Source organism: Acetobacter aceti NBRC 14818, assembly GCF_000193495.2.
GTDB lineage: Bacteria > Pseudomonadota > Alphaproteobacteria > Acetobacterales > Acetobacteraceae > Acetobacter > Acetobacter aceti.
Window position 1 is genome coordinate 3,530,332 of record NZ_AP023410.1, and the last position, 16,602, is coordinate 3,546,933.

Annotated in this window: 13 protein-coding genes; 6 read left to right on the top strand and 7 right to left on the bottom strand. The window is 59.3% G+C overall.

Annotated features, from left to right (window positions below; genetic code table 11):
- Positions 1 to 11: 11 nt before the first annotated feature.
- Together EMQ_RS16185 and dxs are read right to left on the bottom strand one after the other, a co-directional pair.
- A complete protein-coding gene (locus EMQ_RS16185) occupies positions 12 to 644 on the bottom strand; it encodes an ABC transporter substrate-binding protein (RefSeq protein ID WP_010668636.1) in 633 nt (210 codons plus the stop codon).
- A 6-nt stretch (positions 645 to 650) separates the two neighbouring features.
- Positions 651 to 2,684: a 1-deoxy-D-xylulose-5-phosphate synthase gene (gene dxs / locus EMQ_RS16190; protein ID WP_018307695.1), complete on the bottom strand. Its 2,034-nt coding sequence runs from the start codon at positions 2,682 to 2,684 to the stop codon at positions 651 to 653.
- Positions 2,685 to 3,156: 472 nt separating this feature from the next.
- Here dxs and hpnH point away from each other — a divergent pair, with 472 nt between their 5' ends.
- Both hpnH and EMQ_RS16200 read left to right on the top strand, forming a co-directional pair.
- Positions 3,157 to 4,353, top strand: a complete 1,197-nt coding sequence (gene hpnH, locus EMQ_RS16195; protein WP_010667608.1) for an adenosyl-hopene transferase HpnH — start codon at positions 3,157 to 3,159, stop codon at positions 4,351 to 4,353.
- A gap of 101 nt (positions 4,354 to 4,454) precedes the next feature.
- Positions 4,455 to 5,744, top strand: coding sequence for a hemolysin family protein (locus EMQ_RS16200; RefSeq protein ID WP_010667609.1), 1,290 nt, complete (start codon positions 4,455 to 4,457; stop codon positions 5,742 to 5,744).
- A gap of 10 nt (positions 5,745 to 5,754) precedes the next feature.
- Here EMQ_RS16200 and ccmB read toward each other — a convergent pair whose 3' ends face one another.
- Positions 5,755 to 6,423 (bottom strand): heme exporter protein CcmB, encoded by a 669-nt coding sequence (gene ccmB / locus EMQ_RS16205; RefSeq protein WP_010667610.1) that lies wholly within the window; start codon positions 6,421 to 6,423, stop codon positions 5,755 to 5,757.
- Positions 6,420 to 7,049, bottom strand: coding sequence for a heme ABC exporter ATP-binding protein CcmA (ccmA, locus tag EMQ_RS16210; RefSeq protein ID WP_010667611.1), 630 nt, complete (start codon positions 7,047 to 7,049; stop codon positions 6,420 to 6,422). The genes ccmB and ccmA overlap by 4 nt, the downstream gene beginning before the upstream one ends.
- Positions 7,050 to 7,308: 259 nt before the next feature.
- On the opposite strand from ccmA, the gene acnA reads away from it, so the two are divergent.
- The 4 genes from acnA (at position 7,309) to EMQ_RS16230 (ending at position 13,521) form a co-directional block, all read left to right on the top strand.
- Positions 7,309 to 10,005 carry an aconitate hydratase AcnA gene (acnA, locus tag EMQ_RS16215; protein ID WP_010667612.1) on the top strand — a complete coding sequence of 899 codons (2,697 nt, stop codon included), beginning with the start codon at positions 7,309 to 7,311 and terminating at the stop codon, positions 10,003 to 10,005.
- Between the two features lie 31 nt (positions 10,006 to 10,036).
- Positions 10,037 to 10,831, top strand: coding sequence for an amino acid ABC transporter ATP-binding protein (locus EMQ_RS16220; protein ID WP_010667613.1), 795 nt, complete (start codon positions 10,037 to 10,039; stop codon positions 10,829 to 10,831).
- Positions 10,828 to 12,423 carry an ABC transporter substrate-binding protein/permease gene (locus EMQ_RS16225; protein WP_010667614.1) on the top strand — a complete coding sequence of 532 codons (1,596 nt, stop codon included), beginning with the start codon at positions 10,828 to 10,830 and terminating at the stop codon, positions 12,421 to 12,423. Before EMQ_RS16220 ends, EMQ_RS16225 begins: the two co-directional genes overlap by 4 nt.
- Before the next feature lie 198 nt (positions 12,424 to 12,621).
- Positions 12,622 to 13,521: a LysR family transcriptional regulator gene (locus tag EMQ_RS16230; protein ID WP_010667615.1), complete on the top strand. Its 900-nt coding sequence runs from the start codon at positions 12,622 to 12,624 to the stop codon at positions 13,519 to 13,521.
- A gap of 6 nt (positions 13,522 to 13,527) precedes the next feature.
- Here EMQ_RS16230 and EMQ_RS16235 read toward each other — a convergent pair whose 3' ends face one another.
- Genes EMQ_RS16235 through EMQ_RS16245 form a run of 3 tightly spaced genes read right to left on the bottom strand, consistent with a single transcriptional unit; the run spans position 13,528 to position 16,387 of the window.
- Positions 13,528 to 14,517 carry a hypothetical protein gene (locus EMQ_RS16235; RefSeq protein ID WP_010667616.1) on the bottom strand — a complete coding sequence of 330 codons (990 nt, stop codon included), beginning with the start codon at positions 14,515 to 14,517 and terminating at the stop codon, positions 13,528 to 13,530.
- A gap of 9 nt (positions 14,518 to 14,526) precedes the next feature.
- The gene (locus tag EMQ_RS16240) at positions 14,527 to 15,798 is read right to left on the bottom strand and encodes an AAA family ATPase (RefSeq protein ID WP_010667617.1); all 1,272 of its coding nucleotides are present in this window, start codon (positions 15,796 to 15,798) and stop codon (positions 14,527 to 14,529) included.
- 52 nt (positions 15,799 to 15,850) lie between these two features.
- Complete coding sequence (locus EMQ_RS16245; RefSeq protein ID WP_010667618.1) at positions 15,851 to 16,387, bottom strand: hypothetical protein; 537 nt, start codon at positions 16,385 to 16,387, stop codon at positions 15,851 to 15,853.
- Positions 16,388 to 16,602 lie beyond the last annotated feature (215 nt).

A 16,602-nucleotide genomic window follows, 5' to 3' on the forward strand; every position in this document is an offset into this window, starting at 1 on the left:
AGCATGGGAAATCAATCCTCCGAGAAGGTCTTCACTTTTTTGTTCAGGACAGTAATGAGACCGTTCACATCACTGGCTGCCAGCGTCGGGCCGAAATCGGAGCGCTGAACGACTACTTGACTGATATGCCCTTCCAGCAACACATCGACAATCTTCCAGCTGCCATTTTCCTGACGCATGACATAATCGATTTCTGTTCCCTGCGGGTTTTCATCCGAACCGATATGTGTCGTCACCTTCTGCTCGGAGGCGATGGAATACGGGCTGATCTCCGGAGAAAGGATGAATTTCGCTCCGGAACCCGGCTTGAAGCTCGAAAGATAACGGGCGACCGTATATTCACGGAATGCGGCCATCAGCTTCTGTTTGTCGTCGGCGGAAAGCTGCGCATAGCGTGATGCGCCAACGGAAGAGCGCAGAACGCTTTCCAGATCATAGGACTGATCGACAACCGGCGCGAGCTTGCTGGTCCGTACTGCGAAACTGCCCGAATTCGGCTGCTGGATTGCGTCCAGCGCCTGATTGAGAGCCTGAATCGGCGCCGTGACGGCTGCGGCGTTCTGTGCATGCGCCCCGAAAGACTGGAAGGAAAGAGAAGCACCAAGGACAAGGGCTGACAGGGCCGGGAACCGTAGTCTGGTCATTTGCTTTTATACTCCTGAAGCCATTCTCACAGATGATGGCTGTTCTTCAACGCCCCCCAGCGCATTGAGCGCTGTTTTGACGATATATGGGGCGTTGAGGTGTGCGACGTTGTATTGCTCGAACTGGCTGTCATGGTCGATGAACATATCCGGGAGCGTCATGGTGCGCAGACGGACGTTGTCGAGCAGGCCGGTCTTTGAAAGATGCTGGGCCACAAACGATCCGAACCCTCCGACCGAGCCTTCCTCGATGGTGATCAGAACGGCGTGGTCGCGGGCAAGTTGCTCGACAAGCTGCGTATCCAGCGGCTTGGCGAAGCGGGCGTCGGCGACTGTCGGCGGCAGGCCGTGCGCAGCCAGCTGGTCGGCGGCCTTGAGCACTTCCTGCAGGCGCGGACCGAGCGACAGGATGGCGATGCCACCCTTCTCGCGGCCGGACTGCTGGCCCATCTCGCGGACGATGCGACCCTTGCCGATCTGGATGATCTCGCCCTTCGCGGGCAGCTCCAGACCGTAGGTGTTGCCACGCGGATAGCGCAGGGCGATCGGGCCTTCATCGAACTCGCAGGCCGTGGCCGTCATGTTCAGCAGCTCGATCTCGTCGGACGGCGCCATGATGGTCATGCCCGGCAGGCAGCCCAGATAGGCGATGTCGAACGAACCCGCATGCGTCGCGCCGTCTGCGCCAACCAGACCGGCGCGGTCGATGGCGAAGCGGACCGGCAGCTTCTGCAGCACCACATCATGCATGACCTGATCGTAGGCGCGCTGCAGGAAGGTGGAGTAGATCGCGCAGAACGGCCGCAGCCCTTCCGTCGCCATACCGGCAGCGAAGGTGACGGCGTGCTGTTCGGCGATGCCGACATCGAAGAACCGGTCGGGGAATTTGGTGGCGAACTTGTCGAGACCCGTGCCGGACGGCATGGCGGCGGTGATCGCGGCGATGCGGTTGTCCGTGGAGGCGCGGTCGATCAGTTCGCGGGCGAAGATGTTGGTCCAGGACGGCGGTCCCGGAGGCGCCTTCTTCTGCTCGCCGGTGACGACGTTGAACTTCGCCACGGCGTGATACTTGTCGCCCGCGGCCTCGGCCGGCTTGTAGCCATGACCCTTCTCGGTGATGACATGCAGCAGGATCGGGCCCTGATCCGTGTCGCGCAGGTTGCGCAGGATCGGCACCAGCTGGGTCATATCGTGGCCATCGACGGGGCCGACATAATAGAAGCCAAGTTCCTCGAACAGCGTGCCGCCGGTGATCATGCCGCGGGCATATTCCTCGGCCTTCTTGGCGGTGCGTTCCAGACGGTTGGGCAGTTTCTTCACGAACTTCCCGGCGAGGTCACGCAGGCCCATGAACTGGCGCGAGGACATCAGGCGGGAGAGGTAGTTCGACATCGAACCGACCGGCGGCGCGATGGACATCTCGTTGTCGTTGAGGATGACGATCAGCCGTTCCGCACCCTCACCGGCGACGGCGGCGTTGTTCATCGCCTCATAGGCCATGCCAGCGGAAATCGAGCCGTCGCCGATCACCGCGATGACATTGCGCTCGCGGTAGGACGGGTCTTCCTCGGCGCGCAGATGGTGCGCAACCGCCATGCCGAGGCCGGCGGAAATGGAGGTGGAGGAGTGGGCCGCGCCGAACGGGTCGTATTCGCTCTCGGAGCGGCGGGTGAAGCCCGACAGGCCGCCCGGCTGGCGCAGGGTGCGAATACGGTCACGGCGTCCGGTGATGATCTTGTGTGGATAGGCCTGATGGCCCACGTCCCAGATCAACCGGTCGTCGGGGGTGTCGAACACGGCGTGGATTGCGACCGTCAGTTCCACCACGCCCAGCGAGGCACCGAGGTGGCCGCCTGTCGTGGAGACCGTCTCGACCGTTTCGGAGCGCAGCTCGTCCGCGACCTGCTTCAGCTGGTCAATCGACAGGTTCCGAAGGTCAACAGGGTGCGAAACACGATCCAGCAACGGAAAGCGCCCACGCGTGGGGATGTTCTTGCTGTCACCTGACGAAGGCTGGGAGGGAGGTGTGTTCTGGGCCATAACTGGTCACATCCATCGTCTGTGTATCACCGACTGGCTCGTCTGTGTGAGCCGTTGAAACGCCTGAAATTCAAAGGTGTTTGCATAACCGTTGAAAGATGGTGTCTGATGACACGCAGGCATTCGGGCGCATGAGACCCATGTGGTTGCAGACAAACAAAATGTCGGATCGATAAAAAAGTCTGGCCTGCTTGGTCGTGTTTCAGGGTGAGTTGCAAGGGTCGTTTTCCGAATGGCCGATTAGTGTGGTGTTATTGCAACAGATGTTCAATCTGCACTTGAGTGCGTTAAGGCGGTTATTATATAGGCATCAATCCGAATGCGTGGTGCCCAAGATGCACACACGCGCCATGACCTGTCCGCAGGCCTGAGCCACGAGACGGTTTCTATTCTTCTTTCCGGACATGGCCATATTATGTCCGCAACTTGATTGGATGTCGGTGTTGAGCGCCGACCTGAGGAGCAGAGCGTAATGGCGGTACCTTTGATGCAGGCTGTCCGGGTCGGCGCGTATGTTGTGAAGCAGCATATTACCCGCAGGCAGCGTTACCCCCTCGTGCTGATGCTGGAACCGCTGTTCCGCTGCAATCTTGCCTGCGCGGGCTGCGGAAAGATCGACTACCCGGCGGCAATCCTGAATCAGCGTCTTACGATGCAGGAGTGCCTTGATGCAGACGCCGAGGCTGGTGCGCCAGTTATCGCCATCGCTGGTGGCGAGCCCCTTCTCCACAAGGAGATGCCGGAGATCGTCCGGGCGCTGATCGACCGCAAGAAATACGTCTATCTCTGCACGAACGCCCTTCTTCTCGAGAAGAAGATGGACGATTTCGAGCCGAACCCGTTCTTCTCATGGGACGTGCATCTTGACGGCGACAAGGACATGCATGACGCGTCCGTCTGTCAGGAAGGCGTGTATGAGCGTGCCGTTGCGGCGATCAAGAAAGCCAAGGCGCGCGGTTTCCGCGTTTCCATCAACTGCACCCTGTTCGATGGTGCCGATCCGAAGCGTGTTGCTGCCTTCTTTGATGAAGTGATGGCGATGGGCGTAGACGGCATCATGACCGCTCCGGGCTATGCCTACGAGCGTGCGCCTGATCAGGAACACTTCCTGAACCGTCAGAAGACGAAGCAGCTGTTCCGTGAGATCTTCCGTCTCGGCAAGGGCCACAAGTGGCGCTTTACGCAGTCGCCTCTGTTCCTGAACTTCCTTGCTGGTAACGAAACCTATCACTGCACACCGTGGGGCAAGCCGCTTCGCAATGTGTTTGGCTGGCAGCGTCCGTGCTACCTGCTGGGTGAAGGTTACGCCAAGTCGTTCAACGAGCTGATGAGCGACACGAAATGGGATGATTACGGCACCGGCAACTATGAAAAGTGCGCCGACTGCATGGTTCACTCCGGTTACGAGTCCACGGCTGTGATGGATGCCGTGAAGCGTCCGTGGCACATCGCCAAGGTTGCGCTGTTCGGACCCGAGACCGAGAAGCCGATGGCACCGGAAATCTCACTGGCGAACCAGCGCCCTGCCCAGTACAACTACTCCGAGCAGGTCGAGGAAAAGCTGGAAGAAATCGTTGCCCGCAAGAAGCCGGCCAAGCCGCCGCGCGTCACGACCGTGGTGAGCGCTTCGGCTTCAGAGAAGGCCGTGCCTGTGGATGCTGCAGACTGAACTGCGGTTAGATAATCGACACAGACTGCACTATATGGGGCGGAACCGGCGGGTTCTGCCCCTTTTTTCTTTATCCATCTTGTTTCCCACGTTCGGATGTCATGACTGTTTCCATTCTGATCATTCTGCTGCTCGTCATATTGAACGGCGTTTTCGCCATGGGCGAACTGGCGTTGATTTCACTGAAACGGCCACGTCTAGTGATGCTTCAGAGCCAGGGTGTGAGGGGGGCTGAGCGGGCGCTCAAGCTGGCGGATGATCCCCAGCGCTTTCTGCCGACCGTGCAGATCGGCATGACGCTGGTGTCGATTCTGGAAGGCACGTTCGGTGGCGTAAAGATCGAAGCTGCCCTGACCCCCTGGCTGGCCCAGTTTGCTGCCTTGCAGCCGTTTGCCGAAGACATCTCCATGGTGCTGGTGGTGGTCGTGATCACCGGACTGATGCTTGTTCTGGGTGAACTGGTGCCCAAACAGCTGGCGCTCCAGTATCCTGAGCAGATCGCGGCTGCGCTGGCTGCACCGCTCGATGTGCTGGGTATAATTACCCGACCTTTTGTCTGGTTTCTGCGGCTATCCTCCAATCTGGTCCTGAAGCTTCTTCGTGTTTCTGTCGCTGACAGACAGACGCTGACGGAAGAGGAACTGCGGGCTGTTCTGCTCGAGGGGGCGCAGTCCGGCGTTCTGGAGCATGAAGAACGCACGATGATCGAGCGGCTTCTGCGTCTGGCGGACCGTCCGGTGCGTGCGATTATGACACCGAGGAACGAGATCGTCTGGATTGAGCGTCATGTGCCGCGCGACGTGCTGGTCTCGACATTGAGGGCGACCACTTTTTCCCGTCTGGTGGTTTGCGAAGGTGGTGTGGATAATCCTGTCGGTGTCATTCTGGCGAGCGACATGCTGGACCGTCTGCTTGACGGCATGCCGGTCTCGATTGAAGCAGGTCTTAGACAGCCGGTTGTCGTGCCCGATTCCATCTCCGCGCTGGATATGCTGGAACGGATGCGTTCCATTCCGCTGGGGATTGCGCTGGTCGTGGATGAATATGGATCATTCGAAGGAATCGTGACGGCGTCCGATCTGTTCGATGCGATCGTTGGCGAGGTCAATGAGCACGGCCAGCATACACTTCTGACGGTCAAACCCGGTGACGTCGTGATCCTTGAAGGATCAGAACCCGCCGATGAGGTGAAAGATCGTCTTGGGTTGGGAAAACTGCCGGGGGAAGGGGATTACCACACCCTTGGCGGCCTGATTCTTGCCTTGCTGGGTCGCGTGCCAGCCGTTGCGGACAAGGTTGTCTTTTCGGGCTGGCTCTTTGAAGTGCTGGAAATGGAAGGGCGTCGTGTCACCCGCGTCAAGGCGAGTCGTCAGGCGCTGGCGGAAAACTAGGCCGCGTTTCCTACTCAGCCGCTGCCCGTAAGCCGGCTCCTGCCGCGAGCGGACAGAGCGGGAAGGCTCCGGCAAGAATGGCCAGAAGCAGTTCCATGTCAGGTGCCCAGGCCAGTCCGATTCGGGCCGAATCGACAGCTGCGGCTCCAAAAATCAGCACGGGCGTGACGAGCGGCAGCACAAGCAGCGGCAGCAGAACACCGCCGCGTCGTGCGCCAAGCACGATCGACGCCGCCATTCCGCCAAAAAGCGACAGCGCCATGGTGCCGGGAATCAGTCCCGCCATCAGCGCCGGAAAGGCATGAGACGGCATATCGAGCATGATGGCCATCGGAACGGCTGCAATCAGCAGTGGCAGGCCTGTCGTCAGCCAATGAGCGGCCATTTTCGCCAGTGCGACAAGGGCAGGGGGCAGACCGGTCAGCAGGAGATGATCCAGTGACCCGTCTTCCAGTTCCGAGCCGAAGAGTCGATCCAGGGGCAGAAGTGCTGCGAGCAGGGCGCACACCCAGATGACGCCGGGAGCCATACGTCGCAACAGCTCGGGAGAGGGGCCGAGCGCCAGAGGGAACAGTGCGCCTGCAAGAATGAAAAACAGCACCGCGCCAAGGGTATCCGCCCCATGACGCAGGGCGAGACGCAGGTCACGTCCGATGATTCCAAGAAAAAGGCGCATCATGCGACCGTGAACTCCCCGGTCCATTCATCCGCCGGAACCCCCGACAATGTCAGGTGACGTACATCTTCCAGCGGAAGCGGGACGTGAGTGGTGACAATGATCATGCCGCCTTTCTGCCGGTGGTTACGAAGCGCTTCGCCAAGACGGTCGACAGAATGAACATCCAGTCCAAGACTCGGCTCGTCGAGCAGCCAGAGGGGCGCCTGCGCAAGAATCACGCGGGCAAGGGCGGCGCGTCGTTTCTGTCCGGCGGAAAACAGCCGCACAGGTGTGTCAGCCAGAGGGCGCAGATCGAAACTCTCAAACGCTTCATCGAGAGAATCGCCATGCGAGAAGACGGAGAGATTCTCTTTTAGGGTCAGTCCCGGCTTCAGGGCATCCTGATGACCGAGATAGGCAATGTTATGGGCGTAAGCCATGCGGTCAGAGAAGACATTCCTGTCCTGCCATAAAAGCTCGCCCGAGTCCGGTTTTCTCAGCCCGGCCAGTACACGCATGAGTGTGCTTTTGCCCGCGCCGTTCGGCCCCGTCAGCAGCATCGCCTCGCCTGCTGAGAGGGAAAGACTGACCTGATCCAGTACGAGCCGTTCTCCACGAAAGACCGTGATGTCCCGTGCTTCAAGCACTGCGGTAAGGGAGGATGTTTCAGAGATGAGCCTGTTCCCCTGTTTGTGACCACAGGAAGAGGGCTTTTCGCTCTGCTCGCGTTCTTGTGGTCGCCGGTGCGCTTGTGCGGAAGCGCGCTCCCGGTATGTTCTAGCACCGATCAGAGATCAAGCCGGTGGCCCGGGACTCTTCCCGGGTGCAGGTGCTCCCTCCATGATTGCTGGGGGTGCTGCCGGTTCGACATACCAGCGGGATGCTGTTGTCGCGGAGGGAATTTTTATGAAAGCGGTTGGGCACGATTCGCTGAAAACCGGGCGTGAGCTCAAGGTTGACGGCAAGACCTACCATTATTTCTCGATCCCAGAGGCCGAGAAAACCATCGGCAAGGTGGAGCATCTTCCGGTCAGCCTGAAAGTGCTGCTCGAAAACATACTGCGTTTCGAGGACGGTCGTTCCTATACGCCGGATGACGCGAAGGCGATCGCGGCGTGGCTGGAAAAGGCGCGGAGCACGAAGGAAGTCCCCTTCAAGCCGTCGCGTATTCTCATGCAGGACTTCACCGGTGTTCCGGGTGTGGTTGACCTCGCCGCGATGCGTGATGGCATCGTGCAGTTGAAGGGTAACCCCGATAAAGTGAACCCGCTGGTGCCGGTCAACCTTGTCATCGATCACTCGGTGATGGTGGACGTTTACGGCACGCCGGATGCGCTCCAGAAGAACATCACCATCGAATTCGACCGTAACGGCGAGCGCTATGCGTTCCTGCGATGGGGTCAGGAAGCATTCGAGAACTTCTCGGTCGTTCCGCCCGATACAGGCATCTGCCATCAGGTGAACCTCGAATATATCGCGCAGGTTGCCTGGACAGCCGAAGTCGGCGGCAAGAACTATGTCTATCCTGACACGCTGTATGGCACTGACTCCCACACGACCATGGTCAATGGTCTGGGCGTTCTGGGCTGGGGTGTTGGTGGTATCGAAGCTGAAGCCGCCATGCTCGGCCAGCCGATCGCCATGCTTATCCCTGATGTCATCGGCTTCAAGCTGACAGGCAAGCTGCCGGAAGGCGCTACAGCCACCGATCTGGTGCTGACAGTCACCCAGATGCTCCGCAAAAAGGGCGTTGTCGGCAAGTTTGTCGAATTCTACGGCCCGGCTCTCGATCACCTGCCGGTTGCTGACCGTGCGACGATCGCCAACATGGCTCCGGAATACGGCGCAACATGCGGCTTCTTCCCGGTCGACAAGCTGACGCTTGACTACCTGCACGAGACAGGCCGTGATTCCCACCGCATCAAGCTGGTTGAGGAATACTACAAGGCGCAGGGCATGTTCCGCACGCCGGAAACACCGGAGCCGGTCTTCACCGACACGCTGGAACTCGACCTCTCCACGGTCGTGCCGTCCATCTCGGGTCCGAAGCGTCCGCAGGACCGCGTTGTTCTGACCGACGCAACCTCTGCGTTCGAAAAAGAGCTGACGTCGAGCCTTGGTGTGGCCGAAGCCGACAAGAACAAGAAGTTCCCGGTTGCCAACACCAACTACGAGCTGGGCAGCGGCGATATCGTCATTGCGGCGATCACGTCCTGCACCAACACGTCCAACCCTGCCGTGCTGATTGCCGCCGGTCTCGTCGCCCGCAAGGCGCGCGCCCTTGGCCTGAAGCCGAAGCCGTGGGTCAAGACATCGCTGGCACCGGGTTCGCAGGTTGTCACCGACTACCTGAACCGCGCCAAGCTGAGCGAAGATCTCGATGCTCTGGGCTTCAACACGGTCGGTTACGGCTGCACGACCTGCATCGGTAACTCCGGTCCGCTGGCCGACAACATTGTCGACACCATCGAGAACAACAAGCTGGTCGCTGTTTCGGTGCTCTCCGGTAACCGTAACTTCGAAGGCCGTATCTCGCCGAACGTGCGTGCGAACTACCTCGCCAGCCCGCCGCTGGTCGTGGCCTATTCGCTGCTCGGCACGATGCGCAAGGATATCACCAAGGAGCCGCTCGGCACGTCCAAGGACGGCAAGCCGGTCTACCTGAAGGACATCTGGCCGACGAACAAGGAAATCGCCGCGCTGATCGGTTCGTCCATCAACCGCGAAGAGTTCATCAAGCGCTATGCCACCGTGTCCAAAGGCACGAAGGAATGGCAGGATCTCAAGATCGCGACCGGTTCCGAGACCTACAAGTGGGATCCGAAGTCCACCTATGTTCAGGATCCGCCGTACTTCAAGGATATGCCCGCCGAGCCTTCAAGCACGACGAGCAACATCAAGGGTGCGCGTCTCCTGGCCCTGCTTGGTGACAACATCACGACCGACCACATCTCTCCGGCCGGCGCCATCAAGAAGGACTCGCCAGCAGGCAAGTACCTGATGGAGCATGGTGTGGAGCCGAAGGACTTCAACTCCTACGGTTCGCGTCGTGGCAACGACCGCATCATGGTGCGTGGCACATTCGCCAACATCCGCATCAAGAACGAGATGTGCCCCGGAACGGAAGGTGGTCTTTCCAAGCACTATCCGGACGGCAAGCAGGGCTTCATCTATGATGTGGCCATGGAGTACAAGAAGGAAGGCACGCCTCTCGTCGTCATCGGCGGCAAGGAATACGGCATGGGGTCGTCCCGTGACTGGGCTGCCAAGGGCACACTGCTTCTGGGCGTGAAGGCGGTTATCGCTGAAAGCTTCGAGCGTATTCACCGTTCCAACCTTGTGGGCATGGGCGTTCTGCCGCTGCTCTTCAAGGAAGGCACGGATCGTAAGACGCTGAAGCTGAAGGGTGACGAAACCTTCGACATCATCGGACTTGAGAAGATCACGCCGCGCATGGACGTGACGCTGGTCATCACCCGCGCCGATGGGACGAAGGAAGAAGTGCCTGTGCTTTGCCGCATAGATACGCTGGACGAGGTGGAATATTACCGTCATGGTGGCATTCTCCAGTACGTCTTGCGTGGGATGCTGAAAGCTGCCTGATACAACTCCGTCTCTTTATGACGATGGCAAAATGGCTGGTCCGGATAATTCCGGGCCAGCCATTTGCGTTGAAACGGTGCTTTGTGCTGAATCGATCAGCAAATCGTTCGATTCAAACAAGGTGCTCAATGGGGTGTCTCTGACCGTCGAGCGGGGAGACCTCATCTCGATCATCGGTCCTTCGGGATGCGGGAAATCAACCTTTCTGAGGTGTCTGAATTTCCTGGAAATTCCCGATGAAGGCACGGTGACGATCGCCGACGACAGTATTCGTCGTTCGGGCGGTCCCTGGAAGGCTTCCGACGAAGCGCTGGCGCACAGGTTGCGCGCGCATGTCGGCATGGTGTTCCAGTCCTTCAACCTTTTCCCTCATCGCACGGTGCTCGACAACGTGATGCTTGCGCCGCGTGTGGTGAAGAAGGTCTCACCCGCAGTCGCCGAGGCCGAGGCGCGTGAACTGCTCGCCAAGGTGGGGCTGGAAGCGGCCTGCCTGCGTTATCCGGTCACGCTTTCCGGGGGACAACAGCAGCGTGCGGCCATTGCGCGTGCGCTCGCCATGCGTCCAGACGTGATGCTGTATGATGAGCCGACCTCTGCACTTGATCCCCGCGTGGCGGAAGAAGTGCTTGAAGTCATGCGGGCGCTCGATCGTGAGGGCATGACGCAGATTGTCGTGACCCACGACATGAGTTTCGCCCGCGCCGCCTCAGACCGGATTGTGTTCATGGATGGCGGCGAGATCATCGAGATCGGTGATCCGGACGAAATGTATGACAACCCGCGCGATCCCCGGACGCGGCGCTTTCTTCTGGGAGCCTCGGCATGACTTCCGTTCTTTCGCGGCTTCGTGCGCGCTTTCTCGTCGGCTTCGCTGTTGTGGGGTTTGCCTTTCATGGCGTGTCGGCCTGGGCGGAGAATGCGCCCGCTGAACCCATCCAGCCGGAGCCCGTAACCGCGCCTGCTACGGCAGACGCATCTGCCACAGCGTTGAAATGGGGGGCCGACGGCACTTCCAACGTGCCGTACACTTTTCATGATCCGTCAGACGAAAACCGCATGAGCGGCTTTGAATATGACATCATGGAGGAAATCGGCCGTCGTCTAGGACGTGACGCCCAGTTTGTGCAGAACGACTGGGATGGATTGATCCCCGGTCTTGAACGCAATTTCTATCTGATGGTCATCTGCGGCATCGAAATGACGCCGGAGCATATCGAGGCCGTCGATTTCAGTCAGCCTTACTACATGACCTCTGAACGCATCGTGGTGCGTCGCGATCAGGCAGGACTGGATTCTTACGAGCGGCTCGGCGGTCATACCATCGGCACGGTCAAGGACACGCTGGCCGAGCGGATGATGGGTGAACGGCACGACATCACCGTGCGCGGTTACGACGAAGAATCAAACATGTTCGAGGATCTGCGTAACAAGCGCCTCGACGCGATCCTCATCGATGGGCCGATTGCACTCTATTACGGGGAGGCCGATCCGGCCTTCCGTATCGTTGGTACGCCGGTTGGCCACCTGTCATACGGCATCGCTTTTCCGAAAGGGGGCAATATTGAACTGCGCAAGCAGGTCGACGGCGCTCTGAAATCGATGATCGCGGACGGCACGTTGCACCGGATTCTGGCGCGCTGGAATCTGTGGACGCCGGAAATGGCAGCTTGGACGGGCGATTATTCGCAGCCCGGTATCGCTCCGACCGAGTGGGAGCGATACATCGCTGCGACCGCACCGGCCAAAGGCTGGAAAGCCCGCTTTGACCGCTATGTCAGCTTCCTGCCGCTGATAGGCAAGGGGGCCGTCATGACGCTGGCGGTTTCTGCCTGTGCAATGGTGCTGGCGGTGGCGCTGGGGCTCATTCTGGCGCTGACGCGGCGATATGGCCCGACTTGGGCCGCGGCTTTGGCGACGCTCTATATCGAGGTCATTCGTGGCACGCCGCTGCTGATTCAGGTGCTGTTCATTTTCTATGGCCTGCCCGGTATCGGCATTCGCCTTTCTCCCTTTGTCGCTGGTGTGATCAGTCTCGGACTGAATTACGCAGCGTATGAGGCAGAGAATTATCGTGCCGGTCTGCAGTCCGTTGCTCGCGGGCAGATGGAAGCGGCCACGGCGCTCAACATGACCCACTCGCAGGCGTTGCGTTATGTCGTCGTGCCGCAGGCCTTCCGGGTTGTGGTGCCAGTGATGACCAACGATTTCATCTCCCTGCTGAAAGATTCGTCGCTGGTCAGCATCATCACCCTGACGGAACTCAGCCAGACCTATGTGCGGCTGTCTTCGACCTATTTCGACTATTTTGGAACAGGGATGATGGTGGGCGGAGCCTATCTGCTGCTGGGACTGCCATTTGTGCGTCTTGCCAAAATGGCTGAGCGTCGTCTTGCTGTCAGTGAACGACGCGGCGGCTGACAGGGTGATTGCCGGGTGTGAGAGATTTTTTTCACACCCGGTTGGCCTTGGATGGCTGAATCCTGTTTCGGAAATGCCTATTTAATCGACATCTTTCCGGCCAATGCATTTTTGGTATGTGCGCCTCACACTTCAACGCATTGTGCATAAATGAACATACGGTCATCATTACTCCGCAACTTATAATATGATTGCGCGATGGATCTTCTCTCTGCTCTTCACAGCTTTGTTCGCGTTGCCGCGACGGGCTCATTTTCAGCTGTCTCCCGCGAAACAGGAGCCAGTCAGCCGACCATTTCACGGCATATCGCCCTGCTGGAAGCGCATTACGGCACGACACTGTTCGCCCGCACGACCCGCAGTCTGATGATGACGGAAGATGGTCGCAGCCTTCTGCCTCATGCCTACGAACTGCTGGAGATTCTTGAGACTGCCGAAACAGTGCTGGGGCGGCGTCGGGCTTCGGTGTCCGGCCTTGTCAGGCTGGGCGTCACTACGGCTTTCGGCCTCTGCCTGACCAACCGGATCAAGGATCTGCTGGGCAAACATCCTGACCTGTCCGTCGAACTTATCATGAGAGACGGGTTCGGTGATCTGGTGGAAGAGGGGCTCGACCTCGCTATCCGGGTTGGCGAGATTGCCGAAGGATCGCTGATCGCGCGCAAGCTTGGGGCCGTTCATCGGTCTCTGGTGGTTTCCCCGCGTCATTTCACGGCCAAATCGTCCCTGAAGCATCCCAATGACCTGACCGGCGAGCCATGTGTCGTCTTTACATATGGCGGCGGTCGTCAGGACTGGCATTTCTTCAATCAGGAAGGTGAGGAGAGCGTGGTTGCTCCGGCGGCGGTGTTCCGGGCCAATTCCAGTGAAGCCGCTCTTCATGCCGTGCAGGCTGGAGTGGGCGTGGGTTTGCTGCCGGAATTTCAGGTCAGACATCTGGTGGAATCCGGAGAACTGGCGGAAGTCATTCCTGACTGGAAAGTACCGCCGATGCCGCTTTATGCGGTGCATACCGGCCCCAGAACACTCCCTTTACGGACACGTACGGTGCTGGATTTCCTGATCGAGATTTCCTCGACCGTCCTCACACCGACCTGAACGGGATCAGGTCGGTGGCGCTCCTGCCGATCCGTGCCAGGCCGGATCGGCGGCTTCCGAGCGGATTTTATTGGGGGAGGGCTGTAATGTTCCCTCATAGCCCTGTTGCAGGATGGGCGCCCAGCGTACAAGCCAGTCATTCACGTTCTGCATGAAGCGCCCTGAAAAGGGCGAGGTTCCCAGTCCCTGTGGGCTCCAGTCTGAAAGAGGTGTCTTGACGTGGGCTGTTCCCGGATCGGCTGGGCTGAGCGCCATTGAGACCACTTCAAAATTCTTGCCGCCGTCTTCCGCGTTCACGGCGTAAGTCCAGGAAGCCAGCGCCCAGACGGGCGGCATGGGAAATCCCAGAAGCGTGAGCCGACCAAAAGCCCAGCCAATATCATCTTTCGAGTGAATATCGCCCTTGGGAGTGAAGCCCACGTTTGTGGCGATGCACTGAACTGCGCCACCTGGAGCGGCGAGCTTCCGTTGAAAGAAGGCTCCATCCAGATGACAGGGCTGGTCGGTCATGGCGGAGGTCGGTACACTTGCAGTTGTCGCCTGCACGAGGATCACGCCGGTCACTACGCCGCGATCTGTGCGCACCAGAATATTGCTGGAAATTTCCCCGTGCGGTCCGCTCGTCTCCGTCAGAACCGGATGCCATATTCCGGCCGGGAGCGGGAACTGGCGACCAGCCATGGGCATGAGATCGACCAACTGGGCGTCAATCGGCGGAACAGCACCCTGCGCTGTCGTGTAATCACCGCCCTGTGCCTTACCTCCAGCTGAGCCGGATTGCGCAGGAGGGGAAGGGCTCTTCTGCTCATTATCGGACACAGAGTCATCGTCCTGCGCGGCAGGGGCTGTGTGGTGGGCGAATTTCCCCAGCGGAGGATAAAGGCTGACAAGCCAGTTCGGCGGATACAGGACGGTGATGCCGCTGAACGCGACCATGCTGACGAGAGACAGTCGCCATAGAGGAGCGCGACGCCACAGACGCGAAAAAGCAGACATAAAATACCGTCAGGCTGTCAGGTGAGGGCGGGTTGGTGAAAGCGAGTCATTGACCACCTGAGCTGTAACCCCGTCTTCCGTCTGCGTAATACGCACCATTTTTGCCCCCTGCTGACGCGCAACGATCAGGGACTCGCTGACCATATCCTCGATGGAGCGGGCAAGGTCACGGGCCGACGCTCCGTCACCCAGCCGGTTCTGGCGTCGCATGACGTCGAACAGGATCGCAGGTTCGATACCGCCCGGCTCGATGGCCAGTCCGTAGCTTTCGATCATGGTCTCGATTTCCAGCGCAGCCACGCGGGCGATATCCAGCCCGCGCAGAGGGCGGAACACAAAGATGCGATCGATCCGGTTCAGGACTTCAGGAGCGAACCCGGCCTGACGAAGAGCTTCCACAGACTCGGCGCGCATCCGGTCAGGATCATCGCCAAGACGGTTGGCAATATCGGTCAGGGCTTCGGTCGCGATGTTTGAGGTCAGGATGAAGATGGCCTGAGTAGCGGAAACATGCGCCCCGGTGGAGGCTTCCGTGACGTAGCCATCGTTCCAGGCGACCAGGAACTGTTTGAATACATCCGGGTGAGCCTTTTCGATCTCATCGAGAAGAACCACCGAGTCCGGCTTCTCCTTGAGGCCGCCGGTCAGTTTTCCGTAGGTGTCCGAACCGACATAGCCTTTGGGCGATCCGAAAAGCTGCGTGGCGGCATGGGCGCTGGCCATCTGTGTCATGTCGAAATGCATGAGCGGCCTGTCGAGCTGACGCGCCAGCTGTTTGGCGAGGTAAGTCTTGCCGGTGCCGGGCGGCCCCGCCAGCAGGAAGATGCCGACCGGTTTGCCGCGGACCTGAAGGGCGAGACGTCGGCGGAGCTGGTTGGCCATGTCCTCGCATACCTGATCCTGCCCGATGACCCGGGCTCGCAGGTTGGCGGCAAGCTCCTCCGCGTCGATGGCTGAGTCGCGCTGTTCCCGCGCCATCAGCTCTTCAAGTGCCTGTCTGTTGGTCAGTCGCGCCAGAACGTCCATCATCCACCCCCGTCTGCGGAGCAGGCCCTTTCGGGCCAGCTTTTCCGAGCGTACTTCAAAAAGAAGACCCATCAGTGTGAAAAAGGCTCCCGCACCGGCCAGAACGGGCCAGAGCGGAGAACACCATTTCATGAAATGATCCAGAGTTGCGAGCGAAAGATGCAGGCTAACCGCAGCCTGAATGCTCGCAAGGATCAGGAAGATCACCATCATGACCGGCATGAACCGGTTGAGCATGGGAATCAGGCCCTTCATGGGGCAATTCTCCGAAAATACGGGGCAGGACGATCGTTAACAGGAAGCTCTGTCATTGGACGATGACCGTAAGAAGGAGATTGTCGCCCTGCTGAAGGGTAGGAAGGGCTTCCGGCCCCAGAACCGTGACTGCCCCGGTGGTGAGGCCAGTTGGACCGGTTGGCGACATGGCGGCGACGGTGACTTCCCCGGCAATCGTGATGGGAAGCACGATCGGTTTGGGCTTTGGAGTAAGATGCACAATCCGTCGCACTGGGCCGGAGGCAATGGCGATGGTGCCTCCCGTTCCGCCAGCATCGAAAACCGGCATCACGGCCAGCCGGTAGTCGCGGCGTTTGATCCCTGCGAGGATCGAGGCCTGCTCTGATTCCGAATATCCCGCCCGTCGGAGGGCTGCGGGCGCATTTTCGGGCGAAATGTAGGCAAATTGACCGGCAACCGTAAGCCGTCCGTTTGGCGTTTCGTTTTGTGTGTTCCGGGGTGCTGCAACAGGTGGCGGCGTATTCTGGTCGTTCCTGGCTCCATTTCCGTTCGCCATCCAGGACGCTCCGCCAGCCACAACCATAAGCGCCGCGATTGCTGCGATCATTGGGCCAGATCCCCGATTCTCGGGATCTTTCTCTGGCTGCCGCTGAGGGGTGTAGGGAGAGTCTGCTGTCATTGCCGGTTCTAACTAAGGCATGGGGTGTTGCAGCGATGCAAGAGGCAAACGAAAAAGATACAAAGCTTTATGCACCGTAATAAATCCGCTTGCGCAAGGACAATCAATTTCACCTTGCGATTTTATGGTCAGTGACTTAAACG

Excerpts from the sequence above, each read along its gene's own strand:
- EMQ_RS16245 (WP_010667618.1), bottom strand. The coding sequence starts at position 16,387 with ATGATCGCAGCAATCGCGGCGCTTATGGTTGTGGCTGGCGGAGCGTCC.
- hpnH (WP_010667608.1), top strand. The coding sequence starts at position 3,157 with ATGGCGGTACCTTTGATGCAGGCTGTCCGGGTCGGCGCGTATGTTGTG.
- ccmB (WP_010667610.1), bottom strand. The coding sequence starts at position 6,423 with ATGATGCGCCTTTTTCTTGGAATCATCGGACGTGACCTGCGTCTCGCC.
- EMQ_RS16240 (WP_010667617.1), bottom strand. The coding sequence starts at position 15,798 with ATGAAGGGCCTGATTCCCATGCTCAACCGGTTCATGCCGGTCATGATG.
- EMQ_RS16185 (WP_010668636.1), bottom strand. The coding sequence starts at position 644 with ATGACCAGACTACGGTTCCCGGCCCTGTCAGCCCTTGTCCTTGGTGCT.
- EMQ_RS16235 (WP_010667616.1), bottom strand. The coding sequence starts at position 14,517 with ATGTCTGCTTTTTCGCGTCTGTGGCGTCGCGCTCCTCTATGGCGACTG.
- EMQ_RS16225 (WP_010667614.1), top strand. The coding sequence starts at position 10,828 with ATGACTTCCGTTCTTTCGCGGCTTCGTGCGCGCTTTCTCGTCGGCTTC.
- EMQ_RS16230 (WP_010667615.1), top strand. The coding sequence starts at position 12,622 with ATGGATCTTCTCTCTGCTCTTCACAGCTTTGTTCGCGTTGCCGCGACG.
- EMQ_RS16200 (WP_010667609.1), top strand. The coding sequence starts at position 4,455 with ATGACTGTTTCCATTCTGATCATTCTGCTGCTCGTCATATTGAACGGC.
- acnA (WP_010667612.1), top strand. The coding sequence starts at position 7,309 with ATGAAAGCGGTTGGGCACGATTCGCTGAAAACCGGGCGTGAGCTCAAG.
- EMQ_RS16220 (WP_010667613.1), top strand. The coding sequence starts at position 10,037 with ATGGCTGGTCCGGATAATTCCGGGCCAGCCATTTGCGTTGAAACGGTG.
- dxs (WP_018307695.1), bottom strand. The coding sequence starts at position 2,684 with ATGGCCCAGAACACACCTCCCTCCCAGCCTTCGTCAGGTGACAGCAAG.